At 69.0% G+C, this 21,206-nt stretch carries 17 protein-coding genes; 14 read left to right on the plus strand and 3 right to left on the minus strand.

Translation table 11 applies throughout. The features are described from left to right. Positions 1 to 201 precede the first annotated feature (201 nt). The 5 genes from HNR24_RS00950 (at position 202) to HNR24_RS00970 (ending at position 6,280) form a co-directional block, all read left to right on the plus strand. The gene (locus HNR24_RS00950) at positions 202 to 1,590 is read left to right on the plus strand and encodes an NAD(P)H-quinone dehydrogenase (protein WP_375139284.1); all 1,389 of its coding nucleotides are present in this window, start codon (positions 202 to 204) and stop codon (positions 1,588 to 1,590) included. A 6-nt stretch (positions 1,591 to 1,596) separates the two neighbouring features. Beyond that, positions 1,597 to 3,291 carry a DUF885 domain-containing protein gene (locus tag HNR24_RS00955; protein ID WP_182494733.1) on the plus strand — a complete coding sequence of 565 codons (1,695 nt, stop codon included), beginning with the start codon at positions 1,597 to 1,599 and terminating at the stop codon, positions 3,289 to 3,291. Next, entirely contained in the window at positions 3,288 to 3,926 is a 639-nt protein-coding gene (locus HNR24_RS00960; protein WP_058887237.1) for a GNAT family N-acetyltransferase, read from the plus strand. Before HNR24_RS00955 ends, HNR24_RS00960 begins: the two co-directional genes overlap by 4 nt. 63 nt (positions 3,927 to 3,989) lie before the next feature. Further along, positions 3,990 to 4,994 (plus strand): hypothetical protein, encoded by a 1,005-nt coding sequence (locus HNR24_RS00965; protein WP_182494734.1) that lies wholly within the window; start codon positions 3,990 to 3,992, stop codon positions 4,992 to 4,994. An 11-nt stretch (positions 4,995 to 5,005) separates the two neighbouring features. Then, positions 5,006 to 6,280 (plus strand): phosphotransferase, encoded by a 1,275-nt coding sequence (locus HNR24_RS00970; RefSeq protein ID WP_157075298.1) that lies wholly within the window; start codon positions 5,006 to 5,008, stop codon positions 6,278 to 6,280. A 12-nt stretch (positions 6,281 to 6,292) separates the two neighbouring features. Here HNR24_RS00970 and HNR24_RS00975 read toward each other — a convergent pair whose 3' ends face one another. Then, a complete protein-coding gene (locus tag HNR24_RS00975) occupies positions 6,293 to 8,032 on the minus strand; it encodes a tetratricopeptide repeat protein (RefSeq protein WP_182494735.1) in 1,740 nt (579 codons plus the stop codon). 46 nt (positions 8,033 to 8,078) lie between these two features. On the opposite strand from HNR24_RS00975, the gene HNR24_RS00980 reads away from it, so the two are divergent. The 4 genes from HNR24_RS00980 (at position 8,079) to HNR24_RS00995 (ending at position 13,332) form a co-directional block, all read left to right on the plus strand. Continuing rightward, the gene (locus tag HNR24_RS00980) at positions 8,079 to 9,041 is read left to right on the plus strand and encodes a glycine betaine ABC transporter substrate-binding protein (RefSeq protein ID WP_182494736.1); all 963 of its coding nucleotides are present in this window, start codon (positions 8,079 to 8,081) and stop codon (positions 9,039 to 9,041) included. A 139-nt stretch (positions 9,042 to 9,180) separates the two neighbouring features. Beyond that, positions 9,181 to 10,419: a pyridoxal phosphate-dependent aminotransferase gene (locus HNR24_RS00985; RefSeq protein WP_058887680.1), complete on the plus strand. Its 1,239-nt coding sequence runs from the start codon at positions 9,181 to 9,183 to the stop codon at positions 10,417 to 10,419. A gap of 110 nt (positions 10,420 to 10,529) precedes the next feature. After that, positions 10,530 to 11,768: a pyridoxal phosphate-dependent aminotransferase gene (locus HNR24_RS00990; RefSeq protein ID WP_058887232.1), complete on the plus strand. Its 1,239-nt coding sequence runs from the start codon at positions 10,530 to 10,532 to the stop codon at positions 11,766 to 11,768. 73 nt (positions 11,769 to 11,841) lie between these two features. Further along, the gene (locus tag HNR24_RS00995; RefSeq protein ID WP_182494737.1) at positions 11,842 to 13,332 is read left to right on the plus strand and encodes an SLC13 family permease; all 1,491 of its coding nucleotides are present in this window, start codon (positions 11,842 to 11,844) and stop codon (positions 13,330 to 13,332) included. Between the two features lie 13 nt (positions 13,333 to 13,345). On the opposite strand, the gene HNR24_RS01000 is transcribed toward HNR24_RS00995, so the two are convergent. Both HNR24_RS01000 and xseA read right to left on the minus strand, forming a co-directional pair. Beyond that, a complete protein-coding gene (locus HNR24_RS01000; protein WP_058887230.1) occupies positions 13,346 to 13,621 on the minus strand; it encodes an exodeoxyribonuclease VII small subunit in 276 nt (91 codons plus the stop codon). Beyond that, positions 13,618 to 14,946, minus strand: coding sequence for an exodeoxyribonuclease VII large subunit (gene xseA, locus HNR24_RS01005; protein WP_182494738.1), 1,329 nt, complete (start codon positions 14,944 to 14,946; stop codon positions 13,618 to 13,620). Before xseA ends, HNR24_RS01000 begins: the two co-directional genes overlap by 4 nt. 74 nt (positions 14,947 to 15,020) lie before the next feature. Here xseA and HNR24_RS01010 point away from each other — a divergent pair, with 74 nt between their 5' ends. The 5 genes from HNR24_RS01010 (at position 15,021) to HNR24_RS01030 (ending at position 21,064) form a co-directional block, all read left to right on the plus strand. After that, positions 15,021 to 15,977, plus strand: a complete 957-nt coding sequence (locus HNR24_RS01010) for a hypothetical protein (RefSeq protein WP_182494739.1) — start codon at positions 15,021 to 15,023, stop codon at positions 15,975 to 15,977. A 33-nt stretch (positions 15,978 to 16,010) separates the two neighbouring features. Continuing rightward, entirely contained in the window at positions 16,011 to 17,135 is a 1,125-nt protein-coding gene (locus HNR24_RS01015; RefSeq protein ID WP_259392382.1) for a 4-hydroxy-3-methylbut-2-enyl diphosphate reductase, read from the plus strand. Between the two features lie 189 nt (positions 17,136 to 17,324). Then, positions 17,325 to 18,089 carry a sulfite exporter TauE/SafE family protein gene (locus HNR24_RS01020; RefSeq protein WP_058887227.1) on the plus strand — a complete coding sequence of 255 codons (765 nt, stop codon included), beginning with the start codon at positions 17,325 to 17,327 and terminating at the stop codon, positions 18,087 to 18,089. Further along, positions 18,086 to 19,273, plus strand: a complete 1,188-nt coding sequence (locus HNR24_RS01025; protein WP_182494740.1) for an MFS transporter — start codon at positions 18,086 to 18,088, stop codon at positions 19,271 to 19,273. The genes HNR24_RS01020 and HNR24_RS01025 overlap by 4 nt, the downstream gene beginning before the upstream one ends. 132 nt (positions 19,274 to 19,405) lie before the next feature. Next, positions 19,406 to 21,064 (plus strand): SLC13 family permease, encoded by a 1,659-nt coding sequence (locus tag HNR24_RS01030; RefSeq protein ID WP_182494741.1) that lies wholly within the window; start codon positions 19,406 to 19,408, stop codon positions 21,062 to 21,064. Positions 21,065 to 21,206: the final 142 nt, after the last annotated feature.

Raw genomic sequence — 21,206 nt, forward strand, 5'->3', positions numbered from 1 at the left:
GCCCAGGGTCTACCACCCTCGTGCGGCGGGCCTGGGGGCGAGCAGACAAGGGCCCCGAAGCCGTCACATCCTCGCCCGGCGTATGACATTGCCCCGGCAACTGGGCAGAATGGGGCTGTGACTCCAACTAACGCGCGCCGACGCTTCGCCCCTGACCGCATCGCCATCCTCGGGGGCGGCCCTGGAGGGTACGAGGCGGCCATGGTCGCCGCCGACGCCGGCGCTGAGGTCACCATCGTCGAGGAGAAGGGCCTCGGCGGCTCCGCGGTGCTCACCGACGTGGTGCCCTCCAAGACCCTGATCGCCACCGCGGACGCGATGCGCCGGGTCAACATCTCCACCGCCTTCGGCGTGCGCTTCGGCGAGCGTAGGGGAGAGCGTGGCAACGGGTCCCAGGCCGAGTCCGCCGTGGAGGCGGAGGCCTGGGCCGACTTCTCCAAGGTCAACGAACGACTGCTCAAACTCGCGCACAGCCAGTCCCGGGACATCCACGCCACCTTGGAGTCCTACGGGGTGCGGGTGATCATCGGACGCGGCGCGCTGGTGCCCCCGCACAGCATCGAGGTCACCTCCGGCGCCCACGCCGGGGAGCAGATCGACGCCGACGCCGTCATCGTGGCCACCGGGGCACACCCCCGCGAACTGGCCTCCGCCAAGCCCGATGGGGAGCGGATCCTGAACTGGACCCAGGCCTATAACCTCACCGAGGTCCCGGAGCACATGATCGTCGTCGGCTCCGGGGTCACCGGCGCCGAGTTCGCCTCGGCCTACCGCCGACTCGGCGCGGAGGTCACCCTGGTCTCCTCCCGGGACCAGGTGCTGCCCGGGGAGGACTCCGACGCCGCCACGGTGCTGGAGAACTCCTTCGAACGCGTCGGGGTCCACGTCGCCTCGCTGACCCGGGCGGAGTCGGTGCAGCGCACCGAGAACGGCGTCGAGGTCCGGCTGACCAACGGCGAGGTGCTCCAGGGCTCGCACTGCCTGATGGCTGTGGGCGGGATCCCCAACACCGCCGGGATCGGGCTCGAGGAGGCCGGGGTGGAGATCTCAGAGTCCGGTCACGTGCAGGTGGACACCGTCTCGCGGACCACCGCGAACAACATCTACGCCGCCGGGGACTGCACCGGGGTGATGCCGCTGGCCTCGGTCGCGGCGATGCAGGGCCGCGTGGCGGTGGCGCATATGCAGGGGGAGAGCGTGAAGCCGCTGAAGCTGCACCAGGTCGCCTCCAACGTGTTCACCTCCCCGGAGATCGCCACCGTAGGGGTCACCCAGGAACAGGTCGACTCCGGGAAGTACCAGGCCGATGTGATCAAGCTGGATCTGGCCACCAACGCCCGGGCCAAGATGATGAACATCCGCGAGGGCTTCGTGAAGATCTTCTCGCGCAAGGGCTCCGGCACGGTGATCGGCGCCGTCGTCGTGGCTCCGCGCGCCTCCGAGCTGATCTTCCCGCTGGCTCTGGCGGTCACGCATAAGCTCCACGTCGACGACGTCGCGACGACCTTCACGGTCTATCCCTCGCTGACCGGGTCGATCTCCGAGGCCGCCCGCCGGCTCCACCTGCACGTCACCGACCCCGAGGACTGACCCCGCATGAGCTCGAACACCCCTGGATCCAGCAGCGGACGCGCACCCACCGAGGTGGACGCCTTCGCCGAGGACTACTTCGAGCGGATGCTCGCGCTGAACCCGGAGGAGGCCACGGTGCTGGGCCGTCCGGGGGTCGAGACGGAGTACGCCGACTACTCCCCGGCCGGCCGCGAGGAGGTCGCGCAGCTGCAGCGCGAGACGCTGACCCGGCTGGCCCAGCTGCAGCCCGCGGACCCGGTCGATGAGGTGACGCTGCATGCGATGGCCGAGCGCATCGGACTCGATGTGGCGCTGCACGACTCCGGGCGCACCGAGCTGAACAACCTCGCCTCCGCGCCGCAGGGAGTGCGGATGGTCCTGGAGCTGATGCCCGCCCAGACCGAGCAGGACTTCCGCCACATCGCCGGGCGGCTGCACCACCTGCCCGGCGCGCTCGAGGGCTACTGGGCCTCCCTGGTGCACTCCGCTGAACGCGGCCAGGTGCCGGCCCGCCGCCAGGTCCAGGCCGTGGCGCAGCAGTGCCGCAGCTACGCCACCGAGGACGGCGCGCTCGCCGGCTACCTGCACAGCGGTCAGCAGGCGCAGATCAGCTCCGCCACCGAGCAGGAGCTGGCCGCCGGCACCAACGCCGCGCAGCAGGCCTACCGGGTGCTCGCGGAGCGGCTGGAGCACGAGCTGCTGCCGAAGGCTCCAGAGACCGACGCCGTGGGCCGCGAGGCCTACCGGCTGCACAGCCAGTACTTCACCGGCACCGCCCTGGACCTGGAGGAGACCTACCAGTGGGGACTCGCCGAGCTCGCCCGGCTGGTCGCCGCCCAGGAGGAGGTCGCCGAGCAGATCAAGCCCGGGGCCTCAGTGGCCGAGGCCAAGGCGATCCTGGATGCCGACCCCGCCCGGCAGCTCTCCGGCACCGCGGAGCTGCAGGCATGGATGCAGCGACTCTCCGATGAGGCGCTGGCCGCGTTGAAGGACGTGCACTTCGACATCCCGGCCCCGATGGATGTCCTGGAGTGCATGATCGCACCGACCCAGGACGGCGGGGTCTACTACACCGGACCCAGCGACGACTTCTCCCGGCCCGGCCGGATGTGGTGGTCGGTGCCGCCGCAGGACGAGAGCTTCACCACCTGGACCGAGACCACCACCGTCTATCACGAAGGTGTTCCCGGGCATCACCTGCAGATCGCCACCGCCACCCTGGTGAAGGACCGGCTGAACTCCTGGCGCCGGCACGGCAGCTTCGTCTCCGGCTTCGCGGAGGGGTGGGCGCTCTACGCCGAGCAGCTCATGGCAGAGCTCGGATTCCTCACCGACCCCGGGGACCTGATGGGGATGTATGACATGCAGCGGATGCGCGCCGCGCGGGTGGTCTTCGACATCGGGGTGCACTGCGGCTTCGACGCCCCCGCCGAGCACGGCGGCGGGACCTGGACCCCGGAACAGGGCAAGGAGTTCCTGCGGACCCACCTGCCGATCTCTCCCGCCCAGCTGAACTTCGAGTTCACCCGCTACCTGGGATGGCCGGGCCAGGCGCCGTCGTACAAGGTCGGGCAGCGAGTCTTCGAGCAGATCCGCGCGGACCGTGAGGCGTCTGCCCAGCAGGCCGGTGAGAGCTTCGACCTGAGGGCCTTCCACACCGAGCTGCTCGGCCTGGGCATGATCGGGTTGGACACGCTGCGCTTCGCCATGCGGCGATGAGGCTGCTTCCCGGTCGGTCCCGAGACTGGCCGGTCAGCCCTGCCGGGCAGATCCCGGCGGGCCGGGTGGAGCTTCGCCCGCTGGGACTCCACGATGAGCACCGGTTCATGGCGCTGCGCCTGCTCAACGCGGCCTGGCTGCAGCCCTGGGACGCCACCACCCCGGAGAACCCAGACCCCCGCGACTCCGCGGGCAGCTTCCGCCAGATGGCCCGGGCGCTGAACCGCAGCGCCCGCGCCGGAAGCCATCTGCCCTGGCTGATCTGGTTCACCCCGGCCGGTGAGCACCCTCGACTGGTCGGGCAGCTGACCGTGGGACCGGTGATCGGGGGCTCCGCCCGGACCACCTCCCTGGGCTACTGGCTCGATGAGGGACACGCCGGGCAGGGCATCACCCCGATGGCGGTGGCGCTCGCGGTGGACCATCTCTTCTTCCACCGAGGGCTGCACCGGGTGGAGATCGCGGTGCGTCCGGAGAACGCGCCGAGCCTGCGAGTCGTGGAGAAGCTGGGGTTCCGCGAGGAGGGCCTGCGGTTGCGCTTCCTGCACATCCACGGCGCCTGGCGGGACCACCGCTGCTTCGCACTGACCCGGGAGGAGATCGGCGCGGGTCTTGTGGCGCGTTGCCGCGGATAACAATCCGGTGTCAGATAGGCTCACCCTGTACTTCATGAAGGGCGGGGGCCAGAGATGCTGGGCATGGAACACACCGAGAGCGCTTTCCTCTCCGCTGTCCAGAGCCTGCCCATTCCCTCCTCCGCGCTCATCGCGCTGATCGCCGTGCTCTTCCTGGGGACCCTGGTCCTGCGCGGGCAGCGGCAGGCCAGCCACATAGAGGCGATGCCGTCGAGCAGCGCCACCGCCCACCCCGACACCGACCGAGGGGCGACCATGTCTTCCACCCACGATTCATCCCGCACCGGCTCGATCCCCGCCAGCACCGGGAGAACTGATGCCGCGAAGGCCCGCGCCACCGGCGCTGAGACCTCCCCGGCCGAGCCCGGGCGGCCCGCGCAGCCTGAGTCGGGCGAATTCCACCTGCACTGGGGGCGCACCCTGGTGGCCCTGGTGGGCGTGCTCGCTGTGCTGACTGCCCTGGTCACCGGTGTCCTGGCCCCGCTGACCGCTATCCCGGCCGGTCTGCCGCTGGGCGCCGCGGGGGTCTTCCTGCTCAGCCTCATCGGGCTGCGCACCATGGCGGTGCTGCGCCGACGCAGCCGACGTCGGGCGCGCGTGCAGTCCGCCATCGAGGAGGCCATGAACCCGATGCAGTCCCAGCCCTGGCAGCATCGTCCCGACGCCGGTCTCTTCGACGCGCTCAGCGCCGACCGGCGCGGCGCCGGCGGACCGAACTCGCTGCAGCAGACCGACGAAGACGGACTGCCGGTGGGGCTGGAACGCACCTTCGGCGCCGAGGTGCAGACCTCAGGCCCGGTGCTGGGCGAGGCCGGAGAGCCCGTCGAGCCCTGGCAGCCTCGCTCGGTTCCGCGCCCGAAGTACCTGGACCTGGACAAGGCGCAGCGGCAGGCACCGGAGGCGCTCGAGGTGCAGACCCCGGCTCCGAGCAGCGAGGTCAAGCTCACCCAGCAGCGTTTCCTGGACCCGCAGCCCCCTGTCGAGGAGCCCGCCGCTGCACAGCCGCTGAGCGCGCCGAAGCAAGATTCCATGGACCTCGACGAAGTGCTCAAGCGCCGGCGCGCCTGATGTCCAGAGGCATGACTCCAGCAGAGCTGGAGGCCCGGCAGCTGGCGTTCATGGAGTCCTACGACGCCCATCCGCCGATCGCGGAAGCCATCCAGCACACCGGGGTCTACGCCACCAGCGTGCACCTGGAATCCCTGCAGCACCGTCCCGGCGCCGGAGTCACCGGGGTCTACCGGGTGGCGACCGGGCGACCGGTGATGCCGCGCGGCGGGCCTGCGGGGGTCTACACCGAGACCTCCGATCATGTGGATGAGCTCTACGTCGGGATGACCACGGAGCAGGTGCCCTCCGACGCCGAAGGATTGATCCAGTCGCACAGCCCCTATGGCCGGCTCTCCATCTGGCAGCATCCGTTGGACCCCGCGCTGCCCGGGCTGCGCATCGCCACCGACCCAGACTCGGTCCGCAGCGTCTGGGGTGCCGGACGTGACCTGGTCAGCCTGGAGACCATCAGCTACCGGCCGCTGCGTCGGGCCGTGATCGCCGCGGAGTTCGACGACGGCACGCGGCTGTTCCTGAAGGTGCTGCGAACCCGCCGGGCGCAGCAGCTGCACACCCGGCACCAGCTGCTGCTCGACGCCGGTGTCCCGGCCGCGGTGCCGGTGCGCGAGCCGGTGCTCGACGTCGTCGCGCTGCGCGAGGGCCCGGGAGAGTCCCTGGCGGAGTATTTCCTCGCCGACGGCGGCACCGCCTCGGCCCCCGGGCTGTTCATCGACCTGCTCGACAAGCTTCCGGCGGAGGTCATGGCGCTGCCGGCCCGGGAGGCCTGGACCGATCGGCTCACCGCCTACGCCTCGGCCGCCGCCTCGGCGCTGCCGGAGGCGGCAGGTCGGATCCACACCTTGGTGGAGCACATCAGCGCGGTGCTGCCCAGGACGGATCGTGGGCCGGTGGTGCCCACCCACGGCGACTTCTACGAGGCCAACCTGCTGATGCGCGCCGGAGAGGTCTCCGCGCTCTTGGACGTGGACTCGCTGGGGCCGGGGCACCGGGTGGATGATCTCGCCTGCTTCCTGGGCCACCTTGCGGTGCTGCCGGCCGTGGATGCACGCTACGTGCACGTCCCGGCCGCCTTCCAGCGCTTCGCCGCCGGGTTCGCCGCCACCGTGGACGGTGCGGGTCTGCGCGTGCGCACCGCGTCGGTGGCGCTGTCACTGGTGGCTGGTGCCCGGGACACGCGCCGGAGTCAATGGAAGGCTCAGGCGGAGCACCGACTCAGCTGCGCGGAAGCCGTGGTGGGCCTGGGGTCCCCGGATCCAGGGCTGCCGCAGTGGCCGGGGATCTAGGGCCGGCGCGGGTCAACTGCGCATCCGGCGCTTGAGCCGGGTGAGCTTTCGGCGCAGGTCCGCCGCGGCCTCGGCCTTGCCCTGACGCATGAGCGCCTCGATCTGGCCCTCCAGCGCCTCGGCCATCAGCGCAGGGCTGGCCTCACGCTCATCGGTGGACATCCGGAAGATGGTCTCGGCCTCGTCGGCCCGTCCCATCTCCAGGAGCACCTTCGCGGCGAAGACCTCGGCGTCCCCGGCGCCGTCCTCATCTCCGGCCTCGGTGAAGAGGTCAGCGGCCTCCAGACCGGCGGCCACCGCCTTGGTCCCCTCACCCAGCGCCGTCCATCCGCGGGCCAGCGAGTCGGTGATATCGGCGCGCTGCCAGGTGGTCCCGTGCTCGCGGGCCAGCGCGAGCGCCCGGTTCAGGTGGTCGATCCCGGTGTGATCCTCGGTGCGGGTGAGCAGGTGGCCCAAAGAATGCAGCGCCTGCAGCAGCACCTGGGGGTCCAGGTCCTCGCTGTGCTCCACCAGCTTCAGACCTCGTTCATAATGTCTGCGCGCCACGTCGAGGCGTTCCAGCGACGCCGCCAGGGCGCCGGCGGCGAGATGGGCACGGGCGGCCTCGTCGGTCTCCGCGATCTCCTCGAAGAGCTCAGCGGCCTCGTTCCAGTGTGCCATCGCCTCCAGGGGACGGTTCATGTGGGTCACGGCGTGACCGAGTCCCATCAGCGCACGGGCTCGGGTGGACCGGTCCTCCTCGGATCCGCCCAGGCGGACCGAGAGGGCATCGAGGACCTTCTCGGCCTCGGGATAGTCATCGAGCTCCAGGAGCTGCTGGCCCAGCGCCAGGCTCAACAGTCTGGACTCGCGGAACTCGCCGAGCTCAGCCTGCGCCACCGCGACCCGCCAGGCCAGCACCGAGGCCTCGCCGTCGTCCTCTTCCCCGGTCAGCCCCGCCAGCAGCGCGGCCGCCGAGGCCGCCCCCTTGCGCACCCGGGCTGCGGCGTAGAGCTCCACGGAGCGCAGCGCGGACTCGATGGCCTCACGGTTGCGGTCCTCGTGGTGGTGGATCGTGGCCTGCAGCATCGCCATGGCTCCATGCACGGCACGATTCGCCGGGGCGGCGAGGACCAGTTCGGCGGTGCTCAGCGCCTGGTCGGTCTCGCCGGTGAGCAGCAGGGTGTGCGCCAGGAACATCCTGGCCCCGGCCAGCGCCTCCGGCCGGTCCAGGGTGGTCAGGATGGTGCAGGCCTCCTGCACCAGCGGCAGCGTGGGCTCCGGTCCCGCATCCTGAAGTCGTCGCACCGCGAGGGAGGAGAGCACATCGGCCAGCTCCACGGTGACCCGGCCCGCGGAGCGATCCTCCGCGCGCAGGTCCTCGGCGACCCGGGAGAGGATCTCACCCTCCACCCGGTCCGGCTCGCGCAGCAGCATCGCCCCGAGGTCGTCCTCCACCCGGGCCTGACGGAACCGGCCCAGCTCGCGCAGCAGACTCAGCCGCTGGGCGATGTAGCCAGCCGCCGCGGCAGAGTCACCACGCATCTCATGGACACCGGCCAGGATCCGCAGCAGCATCAGACGATTCTCCGGGTCCTCGCCGCCGGGGGAGCGCAGTCCCGCCTCGGCGGCCTCGGCGGCTGAGCGGTACCGTTCCCCGTAGGCGCCTTCGTAGGCGAGGTCCAGCCAGCCTTCGGCATCAACAGCGGGCACAGTCGTGCCGCCGGCGGCCTCGAGGAGTGCCGACAGACGCGGAATCAGCGGACTCGTCATCTGCACCAGAGTAACGCCGAACCGCTGCCGTCGTAGAATGAGGCCCATGACTTTTCCCCCCTCGACGCCTCGGCGTGTCCGCGGCGTCGCGGGGTCCGCGGCGGTCGCGATCGCCGCCGCCATCGCCGTGACCAGCTGTTCCCCACCGCCACCGGCCGAGGAACCTACCGGGAGCGCCGCGGAGCGGGCCTGGACGATCGCGGTGGGCGAGCATCCGCTGGATCAGACCATCGCCAATGTCTACGCCCTGGCGCTGAACTCCCGTGACACCCTTGCGGTGGTGCAGACCTCGGAGCGCCGGCCCGCGGAGGCGATCACCGAGGGGGGCGGCGACATGTTCATCGGGCGGTCCATGGCGCTGGCCCGGCAGGTCGACCCGGAAGGCTTCGCCGAGCTGGAGCAGCCGAGCTCCTCGCAGCTGCTGGGCGTGATCGAGGACGGTCTCGATGAGCAGGCCACGCTGTTGGAACCGAGTGCCGCCGTGCTCGGGAGCTCGCTGGTGATCACCTCGGTCACCGCCGAGCTCAACGACATCGCCACCGAGGGGGAGGTGGATGACCCTGCCTTCGCCGAGGCCTGCGACGAGCTGCGCATCGGTGTGCGCCCGAACCTGCCCGAGCCGGAGCCCCTGCTGGCCGAGGTCTATGACTGCGAGCCCGCCGAGATCGTCGTCGCCGGAGAGGCTGAGCTGCTTGAGGGTGTGATCACTGCCGAGCTCGACGCCGCCATCCTCACCACCTCCCACCCCGGGATCCAGGAGCAGGCGCTGATCGCGCTGACCGACGCCGAGCGGGCCTTCCCGCAGGAGCAGTTCGTCCCGGTGGTCTCCGCGGAGATCGCCGAGGAGGTCCCACCGGTGGCGACGGAGCTGGCGCAGGCGCTGAATGAGGAGGCGCTGGTGACGCTGCGCCGGCTCACCGACGGCGAGCAGGGGCTCAGCCCGCAGGAGGCCGCAGAGTACTGGCTGGTCCAGGAAGGATTTGTCGCGGAGCCCGAGGACTGGGGCTGAGCCGTCGGTGTACCGGGCGCGTGGTTGGCGTCGCGCCGCGGGTGCGAAGCCGTCGTCGTACCGGGCGCGGCAACGCGCCGAGACAGATCCGAGACCGTAACGTCCCGGCGCAGCGTGTTGCATGAGGCACAATCTGTTCATGGAGGAATTCGAGGACTTCACCCAGGCTCAGAAGCTCCGCAATGTCCGGTATGACGTGCGCGGACCCATCGCGGTGGAAGCCGCTCGGCTCGAGCGCGCCGGACATCGGATCACCAAGCTGAACATCGGCAATATGGCGCCCTTCGGCTTCGACGCCCCGGACTCGATCCTGGTGGACATGATCAAGAACCTGCCCACCTCGCAGGGATACTCCGAGTCCCAGGGCATCTACTCCGCGCGCACCGCGGTGGCTCAGTACTACCAGTCCCGGGGCATGCGCGAGGCCGAGGTCTCCGACGTGATCCTGGGCAACGGGGTCTCTGAGCTGATCACCATGGTGCTCCAGGCGCTGATCAATCCGGGCGACGAGGTGCTGATCCCCGCCCCGGACTACCCGCTGTGGACCGGGATCACCACCTTGTGCAGCGGGCGGGCGGTGCACTATCTCTGCGACGAGGCGAACCGCTGGTGGCCGGACCCGGAAGAGGTCGAGTCCAAGGTGACCGATCGGACCAAGGCGCTGGTGCTGATCAACCCGAACAACCCGACCGGGGCGGTCTACCCGCGGGAGATCCTCGAGGCGATGGTGGACATCGCCCGGCGGCATAATCTGATGCTGCTCTCGGATGAGATCTACGAGAAGATCACCTTCGACGACGCCGAGATGATCAACGCGTGCACGCTGGCCGATGACGTCTTCACGATCACCTTCTCCGGGCTCTCCAAGACCTGGCGGGTGGCCGGGTTCCGCTCCGGCTGGCTCTACATGTCAGGTCCCAAGCATCGGGCCAAGAACTACATCGAGGGCCTGAACCTGATGTCGAACCTGCGCATGTGCCCCAATGTGCCGGCCCAGCACGCGATCCAGACGGCGCTGGGCGGCTACCAGTCCGTGGAGGAGTTCATCCGTCCCGGGGGCAGGCTCTACGAGCAGCGCAATGTGGCGCATAAGCTGCTCTCCGAGATCGAAGGCGTAGACGTGCATCAGGCCGACGGCGCGCTCTACCTCTTCCCGCGGCTGGACCCTGAGATCTACCCGATCCAGAACGATGAGGCCTTCGTGATGGAGCTGCTGCGTCAGCAGAAGATCCTGGTCTCCCATGGGCGGGCGTTCAACTGGATCGACGACAACCACTTCCGGCTGGTCTCCCTGCCGCCGGTGGAGGAGCTCGAAGAGGCGATCGCCGGGATCGCGGACTTCCTCGCGTCCTACCGGGACGCGTTCGCCCGAGCCTGACCGCCGGGGACGTGCGCAGCGGCCGAAGAGCTGCCGCGCGCCCAGCATGTGAAACGACAGGGGTACCAACACCTCGAAAGGTGCAGGATAGGACAGTGCGTAACTCCAGGATGCAGGAATTCGAAGACTTCACCCAGTCCCCCAAGCTTCAGGACGTCCGGTATGACGTGCGCGGCCCGATCGCGCAGGAGGCGGCCCGGCTTGAGCGCGAAGGGCACGCCATTACCCGGCTGAACATCGGGAACCCCGCGCCGTTCGGCTTCGAGGCCCCGGACTCGATCCGGATGGCGATGATCAGCAACCTCCATGACGCGCAGGGCTACTCCGACTCGCAGGGGATCTACTCGGCCCGGATCGCGGTGGCGCAGTATTACCAGGCGCGCGGGATGACCGAGGCCGATCCCTCAGACATCTACCTGGGCAACGGGGTCTCCGAGCTGATCTCCATGGTGCTCCAGGCGCTGCTGGCCCCCGGTGATGAGGTCCTGATCCCCGCCCCGGACTACCCGCTGTGGACCGGGGCGACCACCCTGGCCGGGGGACGAGCCGTGCACTACATCTGCGACGAGGACAACAGCTGGTGGCCGGACCCGGAGGAGATCGAGTCGAAGGTGACCGATCGGACCAAGGCGCTGGTGATCATCAACCCCAACAACCCCACGGGTGCGGTCTACCCGCGGGAGATCCTCGAGGCGATGGTGGACATCGCGCGGCGGCACAACCTGATGCTGCTCTCCGATGAGATCTACGAGAACATCACGTTCGACGACGCCGAGATGATCAACGTCTGCACGCTGGCCGATGACGTCTTCACGATCACCTTCTCCGGGCTCTCGAAGACCTGGCGGGTCGCCGGGTTCCGTTCCGGCTGGATCTACGTCTCCGGACCGACCCACCGTGCGAAGAACTATATGGAGGGACTCACCCTCCTGATGAACATGCGCATGTGCGCCAACGTCCCCGCTCAGCACGCGATCCAGGCGGCACTGGGCGGACACCAGTCCATCAAGGACCTGATCGACCCCGGTGGACGGCTCTTCGAACAGCGCGAGACCGCCTACCGGCTGCTCCGGGAGATCGAAGGCGTGGACGTGCATCAGGCCGACGGCGCGCTCTACCTCTTCCCGCGGCTGGACCCTGAGATCTACCCGATCGAGAATGACGAGAAGTTCGTGATCGAGCTGCTGCGCCAGCAGAAGATCCTGGTCTCCCACGGGAGGGCGTTCAACTGGATCGACGACAACCACTTCCGGCTGGTGACCCTGCCCGGGGTCGAGGATCTCGAGCATGCCATCGCCGGGATCGCGGAGTTCCTCGCGGACTACCGCGACGCCGCGCTCCGGGCCTGAACCCGGGTTCTCCCAGCTGCGCGCTGGGCGTTGACTTGGAGCCCGAGGTTGTGGTCTGGAACACTCGTGCGTCATGGAGACCATCGAGGCCAGAACCGAGCGATCACCCCTGCTGAGCCGAAGACGCGTAGGACTGGTGCTGGGCCCGGCGCTCTTCGCCGTCTTCTACTTCGTCCCGGCGATCACCGGTCTCGAGGACGCCCCCAGGGCGGTGCTCGCCGTCACGCTGTGGGTCGCCGCCTGGTGGATCACCGAGGCGCTGCCCATCCCGGCGACCTCGCTGCTTCCGATCTTCCTGCTCCCGCTCACCGGTGGCACCGACGAAGAGACCGCCGCGATGGCCTACGCGAATCCGATCGTGTTCATGTACATGGGCGGCTTCACCATCGCCTTGGCCATCCAGAAGTGGAACCTGCACAAGCGGATCGCCATGAGCATCATCCGGATGGTGGGTACCAAGGGCAACCGCCTGATGCTCGGGGTGATCCTGGCAACGGCCGGGCTCTCGATGTGGATCTCCAATGCGGCCACCGCGCTGATGATGCTGCCGATCGGCCTGGCGCTGATCGAAGAGGTCAAGGAGAAGCGATTCTTCGATGAGGAAGGCCTGAAGAAGTTCGCCAAGGGTCTGCTGCTGGCGATCGCCTACGCCGCCTCGATCGGCGGCCTGGCGACGCTGATCGGCTCGGTGCCGAATGCGGTGTTCGCCGCCCAGGCCTCCCTGCACTTCGACATCACCGTGAGCTTCGCGCAGTGGTTCGTCTTCGCGGCACCGCTGACCGTGATCCTGCTGGTGCTGCTCTACTTCTACCTCTCCAAGGTCCAGTTCCGACTCGTCGCGCAGGCCGAGATCTCACCGGACTTCGCCCAGGAGCAGCTCCGCGAGCTCGGGCCCATGTCCTATGAGGAGAAGATGGTCCTGACGATCTTCGGCTTCGTCGGAGCCATGTGGATGACCATCGGGTTCCTCCCGGAGGAGTGGGGGATCCCGCTCACAGATACGACGGTCTCGATGATCGGCGCCACCGCGATGTTCCTGCTGCGAGCCCGGCAGACCGATGAGGACGGCAGGCGCGGGGGAATCCTGGTCTGGAAGGACATGCAGGCACTGCCCTGGGGCATCCTGCTGCTCTTCGGCGGCGGACTCTCACTGGCGGCCGCCTTCGACGACTCCGACCTGACCCCATGGTTCGGGGAGATCCTCGGCGGTCTCGACGTGCTGCCCTATGTCATCATCGTCGTCGTGCTCGGAGCGATCGTGCTGTTCATGACTGAGGTGATGTCGAACACCGCGGTGTCGAACATGCTGATCCCGGTCAGCGTCGGGCTGGCCCTGGGCATGGGGGTGGACCCCTTCGCGATCATGGCGCTGGTCGCCCTGACCTCCAGCTGCGCGTTCATGCTTCCGATCTCGACCCCGCCGAACGCGGCGGTGTTCTCCTCGGAGTACCTGGAGATGGATGACATGGTCAAGGCCGGGTTCTGGATGAACGTCATCGCGCTGAGCCTGATCTCGGTCTTCATCCTGGTGTGGCAGCCTGTCGTGCTCGCCAGCGGCGTATGAGGATGCTGCGGGTCTAGCGGTCCTCGGTGAGCTCCTCGCGGACCTCCTCCAACCGGGTCCGCGCTCCGTCGAGCCAGCGTTCGCAGCGGTCGGCCAGCGCCTCGCCGCGCTGCCACAGGGCCAGTGACTCCTCCAGCGGGGCGCCGCCGTTCTCGAGCTTGGTCACCACCGAGACGAGCTCCTCGCGGGCGCGCTCATAGCTCATGGTCTCGATGTCCTCGGTCTGCGCGGTGCTGAACTCGGTGGACTTCGAGGCCGAAGCCTGCGGGGTGCTTGCGTCGTCGGTCATCGGGCTGCCTCTCGGTTCTGGGTGTCTGGGGTCTTCGCGGCAGGTTCGGCCTGCGCCGAGGTCGCCGCGTGGGCGGCCGTGCGGTCCTCGGGGTAGATCTGTTCGGCACGAGCGGTCAGCTCGCCGGAGGCGACCATGACGCTCAGCTCGTCTCCAGGGCTGACGGTGCCGGCGTCGCGCAGCACGTCCCAGCCGGCGGCGCCGCGGGTCTGGACCACCGCGTAGCCGCGGTCCAGGGTGGACTGCGGGGAGAGTGACCTGACTCGCGCCCGGGTCTGCGCGATCCAGTCGGTGCCGCGGCGCACCGCGGTCTCCATGCCGAAGAGCGAGCGACGCCGCAGCATCACCAGCTCCTGGGCGCGTCCGGTGATCATGTCCTGCGGCTGGGCGAGCACCGGCCGGGAACGCAGCGTCGCCAACCATTCAGACTCGCGCCCGATGAGCCGCTCGACCCCGGCTGACATGCGGGCCCGGGCGATGGTGAGCGCCTCGCGCTCCTGGGCCTCATCGAGCACCAGCAGCTTCGCAGCCCCGGTGGGGGTGGAGGCGCGCATATCGGCGACCTCGTCGAGCAGGGGACGGTCGGCCTCGTGTCCGATGGCGGAGACCACCGGGGTCTGCGCCGCAGCCACCGCGCGGATCAGGCGTTCATCGGAGAAGGGCAGCACCACCTCTTCCAGGGCCCCGCCGCCGCGGGCGATCACGATGACCTCCACTGCGGGGTCGGCGTCGAGCTGCGCCAGGGCCGCGGCGACCTCCTGCGGTGCGCTGGGTCCCTGGGTCGCGACCTCACGGATCTCGAACTGCGCCGCTGCCCAGCGGGCGTGGGTGTTGCGCAGGATGTCCTTCTTGGCGTCGGAGTTCCGTCCGGTGATCAGCCCGATCCGGCCCGGCAGCACCGGCAGCGGCTGCTTCCGGTCCGCCCGGAACAGGCCCTCGGCGGCCAGGCGCTGTTTGAGCTGTTCGATCCGCGCCAGCAGATCCCCCAGCCCCACGGGCTTCATCTGGTGCGCCACCAGGGAGAGCCGCCCGGACTTCTCATAGAGGTTCGGTCGGACCAGCGCCACCACCCGGGAGCCGGGCTGGACGGTGCCGTTGAGGCTGCCCGCCACGTTCCGCCAGGCGACGGTGGAGAAGGAGACCTCCTGTTCCAGGTCCCGCAGGGTCATCCAGGCGTTGCCGTTGCGCAGGTTGAACTCCACCAGCTGGCCCTCCACCCAGGTGGGCGGCGCGGCCTCGATGTGGGCCTTGAGCTTGCCGGAGTAGGTGCTCAGCGGCCACGGGGTCTCAGCCGAGGTGTCCTGCGCCTGTGCCGGCTCGCTCATGTCCTGCCTTCGATCATCGACGGTCTCCCCGGAAGGTTCGCTATGGTGCTTACAGCCTATGCCACCGTCCTGACATGGTTGAAGGAGTTATCCACATGCGCCAGGTGCTCAGTGTCCTCTCGCTGCTGCTGGCTGCGCTCCTGGCCGCCGCGGCGCTGGCCGGGTTCCAGACCAATCAGCTGCTGCGCGAGGAGGAGCCGATCCGGCAGATCGCGGGGGAGCTGCCCCAGCAGGAAGGCTTCAGCGAGCTGGTCTCCGAGACGCTGCTCACGCGCCTGGAGTCCGAGCTGCCCGGCGCCCTGACCAGCCTGCTCGGAGACCGGGCAGACTCCGTGGTGGACTCGATCGTGGCCTCCATGTTGGAGAATGAGCAGGTCGACGAGGCCTGGGATCAGACCCTGCAGGACACCCGGTCGGGGTACACGGCGCAGCTGGAGACCCTGTTTGACGAGGGCACCACCGGTGAGGCCAGCGATCTTGATCTCGCTGTGGACCTGAGCCCGATGGCTGAGGCGATGACCGGACCGCTGCGCGAAGGGCTGGACTCCGCCCTGGGCTGGCTGCCGTTCCTGGACACCTCAAGCTTCGAATTTCTCGCCCCCGAGGTCGTGGTGGACGTCGAGGCCACCATCGCCGAGGGCGCCGACCCCTATACCTGGGCGCTGCTTGCCGAGGTGAGCAAGCACTGGCTGGTCCTCGCCGGGCTCGCCGGGGTGCTGGCCGCGGTGGGGCTGCTGCTGGGACCGGGTCGCAGCCGCTGGGTGGCGCTGACCCTCGGCGGACTCCTTGGTGTGGGCCTGGGACTCTGGATCGCGCTCACGGTGGCCGCCCCGGAGTTCGGCCCGGTGGCGGATCAGGCCGCCGCGCCGCTGGTCGAACAGCTGCAGCTGCGCTTCACGGAATGGGCCCAGCCGGCCTGGTGGATCTTCAGCGCAGCGGCGGGCGCCATCGTCGTCGTGGGGCTGCTGGGCAGCGTGGCCGCGCGGAGCAGGCCGGCGGTGACCCCGGCGTCAACCAGGGACACGGTGTGACGGTGCCGCGCCCCCGCCGGTAGACTCGGGGCCATGACTTCCACTGCCACCGCCCCCGCAGCTCCGGCCCGGCGACAGCACATCGCGGTCCCCGTGCCGATGGTGCCCCGCAGGCGCCGCAGCCCCGAGGAAGTGGCCGCCGAGTCCACCTTCACCGGTCCTCGAAAGGTGCTGCTCGCAGCTCCGCGCGGCTATTGCGCCGGCGTGGACCGCGCCGTGATCGCAGTGGAGAAGGCGCTGGAGACTTATGGTGCCCCGGTCTACGTGCGCAAGGAGATCGTGCACAACCGCCACGTGGTGGAGACGCTGCAGGAGAAGGGCGTGATCTTCGTCGAGGAGGCCGATCAGGTGCCCGAGGGCGCGCTGGTGGTCTTCTCCGCCCACGGCGTGTCCCCGGCGGTGAAGCAGATGGCCGAGGACCGGAACCTGCAGACCATCGACGCCACCTGCCCGCTGGTGACCAAGGTCCACCGCGAAGCCGTGCGCTTCGCCCGGGATGACTACGAGATCCTGCTGATCGGGCACGAGGGCCACGAAGAGGTCGAGGGCACCTATGGCGAGGCCCCGGAGAACACCACGATCGTCAACGGCCCCTGGGAGGTCGAGGATCTTCAGGTCCGGAACCCGGACCAGCTGATCTGGCTCTCACAGACCACGCTGTCGGTGGACGAGACCATGGAGACCGTGCAGAAGCTGCGCGAGCGCTTCCCCAAGCTGCAGGATCCGCCCTCGGATGACATCTGCTACGCCACCTCCAACCGGCAGGCGGCGATCAAGAAGGTCGCCCCGCAGTCGGACCTGGTGATCGTGGTGGGCTCGGAGAACTCCTCGAACTCCGTGCGCCTGAAAGAGGTCGCCAAGGAATACGGCGCCGCCCGCGCCGAGCGGGTGGACTACGCCAACCAGGTCGATGAGGCCTGGTTCCAGGACGCGGCCACCATCGGGGTCACCTCCGGCGCCTCGGTGCCCGAGGTCCTGGTCGACGACGTCCTGCGGCTGCTCGCGGAGTACGGCTACGGCGAGGTCGAAGAGATCGTCACCGCCGAGGAGGACATCGTCTTCTCGCTGCCCAAGGAGATCCGCAAGGCGCTCACCCAGGCAGGACACGACGACGTCGGCCGCGGCGGCCGCAAGTCCAGCCCCTGCTCCACCTCCTGAGCGTCTGCCGCCCCGCGTTGCCGCGCCGCCCCCGCCTCAGTTTGTCGCATCCCTTTGCCATGTCCCATGGTTATTTCCCGCCAAAACGATGGGACTTGGCATAGCGATGCGACGTTTGCGCGCAGCGGTTGCTGACCCGGGGACGCGCGCCGGATTCGGGCATGACCTGGGCTGACATACGATGAGTCCATGACGGTGCTGGGCATGACTGCGGTGATCGCGGCCGCGGTGTTGATCGGCACGATCCTGCAGAGGGTCACCGGCACCGGCGTCGGGCTGGTGGTCGCCCCCGTACTCTCGCTGCTGCTGGGCCCCGCCTTCGGGGTGCTGGTCACCAATATGACCACCTTCGTCTCGGGCTGCCTGATCATGATCGCGGTGTGGTCCCATGTCAGCTGGCGGCGCTTCTGGCTGATCATGCCCGCCTCGGTGCTGGGAGCCATTCCCGGTGCCTGGGTCGTCGGGCAGCTCAGTGCCGGCTGGCTCTCCATCATCGTGGGCGCGATCGTGGTGTTCGCGCTGGCAGTCACCGTGGCGCTGCCGCGGCTGCCGCACCTGCCCGGCCGGTCAGCCGGTCTCACGGCGGGTCTGATCGGGGGATTCTTCAACACCACCTCCGGGGTGGCGGCACCGGTGATGGTCATCTACTCCCGGGTCTCCCGCTGGGACCAGCGCAGCTTCGCCGCCACGCTGCAGCCGATCTTCATGACCATGGGCGCCGTCTCAGTGATCGCGAAGCTGGCGATGGGCTCGGTGGAGGTCAACGGCCAGGCCGGGCCGCCGCTGGGCTGGTTGTTCCCGGTGATCGTGGTGACCGTGATCGCCGGCATCCTGCTGGGCACCCAGCTGGCCAAGCGGGTGCCGATCCCCACCGCGAGGGCGCTGGCGATGACCCTGGCCGGGCTCGGCGGAGCCGGGGCGATCATCCGCGGCACCCTGGACGTCATGGCATGACCGCGCAGAGCGCTCACAGCCGCCGGCTGCTCATCGCCCTGTTCTTCATCGGCGTGGCGACCTTCGCTCAGCTCTACTCGCCCCAAGGCCTGCTGCCGCTGATCGCGGCGGAGCAGGACGTCTCCGCGGACCGGGCGGCTCTGATGATCTCGACCGCCACGCTGGGACTCGCGCTGGGCGTGATCCCCTGGTCCTATATCGGCGACGCCTACGGGCGGAAGAAGGCGATGATCGCCGCAATCAGCCTCGCCTGCTGCTTCGGGCTCCTGGCGGTGCTCATGCCCGCGGTGTTCGCCACCCACGGCTTCGAGCTCGCCCTGGTGATGCGCTTCATCGAAGGCTTCATGCTCGGCGGGGTGCCGGCGTTGGCGGTGGCCTACCTCAACGAGGAGGTCAGCCCGAAGATCGCGGTGGCCGCGGCCGGCACCTACATCTCGGGCACCTCTCTGGGTGGACTGACCGGGCGGATCGTCGCGGCACCGGTGGGCGAGCAGCTGGGCTGGAAGATCGGCATGCTCACCGTGACCATCCTCGCGGTGGCCTGTGTGGTGGTGTTCCTCCGGCTGGCGCCGACCGCAGAGAACTTCACCCCGCGCCGGGTCCAGGTGCGCGAGATCCTGCCCGCGCTGACCGGGAATCTGCGCTCACCCACCCTGTGGACCCTCTACCTGCAGGGGTTCCTGACCATGGGCGGGTTCGTGGCCATGTATAACTTCCTCGGCTTCCACCTCTCCGCTGCGCCGTATTCGATCCCGCTGGGGATCGCCTCCTTCGTGTTCCTGGCCTACCTGGCGGGCACCTGGTCCTCACCGCGCGCCGGGCGGCTGGCGGCGCGGTATTCGCGCAAGCCGGTGCTGCTGGCCGGAAATCTGATCATGATCCTGGGCGTGGGGCTGACCCTGGTGCCGCATCTGGCGGTGATCATCCTGGGCACTGTGGTGCTCACCGCGGGCTTCTTCGCCGCCCACGCGGTGGCCTCTGGCTGGGTGGGCGCAGCGGCGACCGCCGGCCGCGCCCAGTCCGCCTCGCTGTACAACCTGGGCTACTACGGCGGCTCCTCGATCTTCGGCTACCTCGGCGGCACCGCGCTGCACCTGGCGGGCTGGTCCGGAACCGTGCTGATGGTCCTCGGGCTGGCCGGCCTGGCGACCCTGCTGGCCGCCATCGTCCTGCCCAAGGACTGAAGCCCGACGACGGCGCAGGGGTCTCCGGCATTTCGGTTCAAGGTGGCAACTTCTTCACCGGCCCCGTAGACTCTGTGAGCCCTATCACGAGATAGCGCGCCATCCCATACCCCACCAGCAGGAGTACCGGCAATGACGCCTCCGCGTTCCCGTGTTTCAGGTGATCACCTGAAGAAGTATGACCCCCGAACACAGTCGGAGGCGGAGGCCGAAGAGCTCTCGGTCGGTGCCCGCGCGGAGGGCCTGGAGCGTCCCGCGCTGCTACGCCGGATGATCGGACTCGCCGGTGGCGTGGGGCTGGGACTTCTGGTGTACCTGGTGATGCCCGGGGACATGGAGGTCTGGCCCCGGCTGACAGCGGCCACCGCCGTGCTGATGGCTGTGTGGTGGATGACCGAGGCGATCCCGATCCCGGCGACCGCTCTGCTGCCGCTGATCATCTTCCCGCTGCTGGTCCCCGCAGGTGACTTCGGCAGCGCCGAGGAGGCCGTGGGCGGAGTCTCGGTCGATGACGTGGGCGCCAGCTATGGCAACAACATCATCTTCTTGTTCATGGGCGGGTTCATGCTGGCCCTGGCGATGCAGCGTTGGAACCTGCACCGCCGGATCGCGCTGCTGACCCTGCGCGCCATGGGTTCCAAGCCGGTGAACCTGATCGCCGGATTCATGATCGCCACCGGGTTCCTCTCGATGTGGGTCTCGAACACCGCCACCGCCGTGATGATGCTTCCGATCGGCGTCTCGGTGCTGATGCTGGTGAGCAAGATCGTCAAGGGTGAGGACCCCGCGACGGCAGCACAGGCCGGCGAGGACGAGACCAACAACGCGCTGAAGTCCAACTTCGGCACCGCGCTGATGCTCGGCATCGCCTACGCCGCCTCGATCGGTTCACTGGGCACCATCATCGGCACCCCGCCGAACGCGCTGCTGGTGGGCCATATGGCCGAGACCCACGATCTGACCATCGGCTTCGGCCAGTGGATGCTGGTGGGCGTCCCGATCTCGATCATCATGCTGGTCATCGCCTGGGTCCTGCTCACCCGGGTGCTGTTCAAGCCCGAGATCGACGACATCCCCGGCGGCGGCGACCTGATCCGCGGCGAGCTGAGCAAGCTCGGTCCGATGTCCTCCGCCGAGCTGCGCGTGCTGATCATCTTCATCCTCGCCGCACTCTCCTGGGTCTCCATCCCGCTGATCTCCACCAATCTCCTGGACATGGATGACCCGTTCATCTCCGACGCCGGCATCGCTATGGTCGTCGGCCTGCTGCTGTTCCTGCTGCCCGGTGGCGCCGCCAAGGGTGTGCGCCTGCTGGACTGGGAGTACGCCGCGAAGCTGCCCTGGGGAGTGCTGCTGCTCTTCGGCGGCGGACTGGCACTGTCCTCGCAGTTCAGCTCCTCCGGACTCTCCACCTGGCTCGGCACCCAGGTCGAGGGCCTGGCAGGGATCCCGGTGTGGGTCCTGGTGCTGGTCGCGGCCGTCGGGATCCTGCTGCTGACCGAGATGACCTCGAACACCGCGACGGCGGCCACCTTCCTCCCGGTGGCCTCCGGTGTGGCCATGGGCACCGGGGTGGACCCGCTGATCCTTGCCGCTCCCGTGGCGCTCGCCGCGACCTGCGCCTTCATGCTCCCGGTGGCCACGCCGCCGAACGCGATCGCCTACGGCTCCGGCTACGTCACCATCGGACAGATGATCCGGGGCGGGGTGTGGCTGAACATCGCAGGCGTCGTGATCATCACCGCGGTCTGCATGACCATCCTGGTCTGGGTCTTCGGGCTGACCCTCTAGCAGCGCCGCGCACGCCACACGCCGCACACGCCACACGCCGCACACGCCGCACGCCGGCCGTGGAGGGGCTTGGTTGAAGGGCAGTGAGTCATCGGTGACGCCGAGGCTCACTGCCCTTCAGCGTGTCCGGGCTCGACTCGCC

Source organism: Nesterenkonia sandarakina, from assembly GCF_014138825.1.
Taxonomy (GTDB): domain Bacteria; phylum Actinomycetota; class Actinomycetes; order Actinomycetales; family Micrococcaceae; genus Nesterenkonia; species Nesterenkonia sandarakina.

Bases quoted from the DNA above. Each gene is read 5' to 3' on its own strand.
- HNR24_RS00950 (WP_375139284.1), top strand. From the start codon at position 202: ATGGTCGCCGCCGACGCCGGCGCTGAGGTCACCATCGTCGAGGAGAAG.
- HNR24_RS00955 (WP_182494733.1), top strand. From the start codon at position 1,597: ATGAGCTCGAACACCCCTGGATCCAGCAGCGGACGCGCACCCACCGAG.
- HNR24_RS00960 (WP_058887237.1), top strand. From the start codon at position 3,288: ATGAGGCTGCTTCCCGGTCGGTCCCGAGACTGGCCGGTCAGCCCTGCC.
- HNR24_RS00965 (WP_182494734.1), top strand. From the start codon at position 3,990: ATGGAACACACCGAGAGCGCTTTCCTCTCCGCTGTCCAGAGCCTGCCC.
- HNR24_RS00970 (WP_157075298.1), top strand. From the start codon at position 5,006: ATGACTCCAGCAGAGCTGGAGGCCCGGCAGCTGGCGTTCATGGAGTCC.
- HNR24_RS00975 (WP_182494735.1), bottom strand. From the start codon at position 8,032: ATGACGAGTCCGCTGATTCCGCGTCTGTCGGCACTCCTCGAGGCCGCC.
- HNR24_RS00980 (WP_182494736.1), top strand. From the start codon at position 8,079: ATGACTTTTCCCCCCTCGACGCCTCGGCGTGTCCGCGGCGTCGCGGGG.
- HNR24_RS00985 (WP_058887680.1), top strand. From the start codon at position 9,181: ATGGAGGAATTCGAGGACTTCACCCAGGCTCAGAAGCTCCGCAATGTC.
- HNR24_RS00990 (WP_058887232.1), top strand. From the start codon at position 10,530: ATGCAGGAATTCGAAGACTTCACCCAGTCCCCCAAGCTTCAGGACGTC.
- HNR24_RS00995 (WP_182494737.1), top strand. From the start codon at position 11,842: ATGGAGACCATCGAGGCCAGAACCGAGCGATCACCCCTGCTGAGCCGA.
- HNR24_RS01000 (WP_058887230.1), bottom strand. From the start codon at position 13,621: ATGACCGACGACGCAAGCACCCCGCAGGCTTCGGCCTCGAAGTCCACC.
- xseA (WP_182494738.1), bottom strand. From the start codon at position 14,946: ATGAGCGAGCCGGCACAGGCGCAGGACACCTCGGCTGAGACCCCGTGG.
- HNR24_RS01010 (WP_182494739.1), top strand. From the start codon at position 15,021: ATGGTTGAAGGAGTTATCCACATGCGCCAGGTGCTCAGTGTCCTCTCG.
- HNR24_RS01015 (WP_259392382.1), top strand. From the start codon at position 16,011: ATGACTTCCACTGCCACCGCCCCCGCAGCTCCGGCCCGGCGACAGCAC.
- HNR24_RS01020 (WP_058887227.1), top strand. From the start codon at position 17,325: ATGACGGTGCTGGGCATGACTGCGGTGATCGCGGCCGCGGTGTTGATC.
- HNR24_RS01025 (WP_182494740.1), top strand. From the start codon at position 18,086: ATGACCGCGCAGAGCGCTCACAGCCGCCGGCTGCTCATCGCCCTGTTC.
- HNR24_RS01030 (WP_182494741.1), top strand. From the start codon at position 19,406: ATGACGCCTCCGCGTTCCCGTGTTTCAGGTGATCACCTGAAGAAGTAT.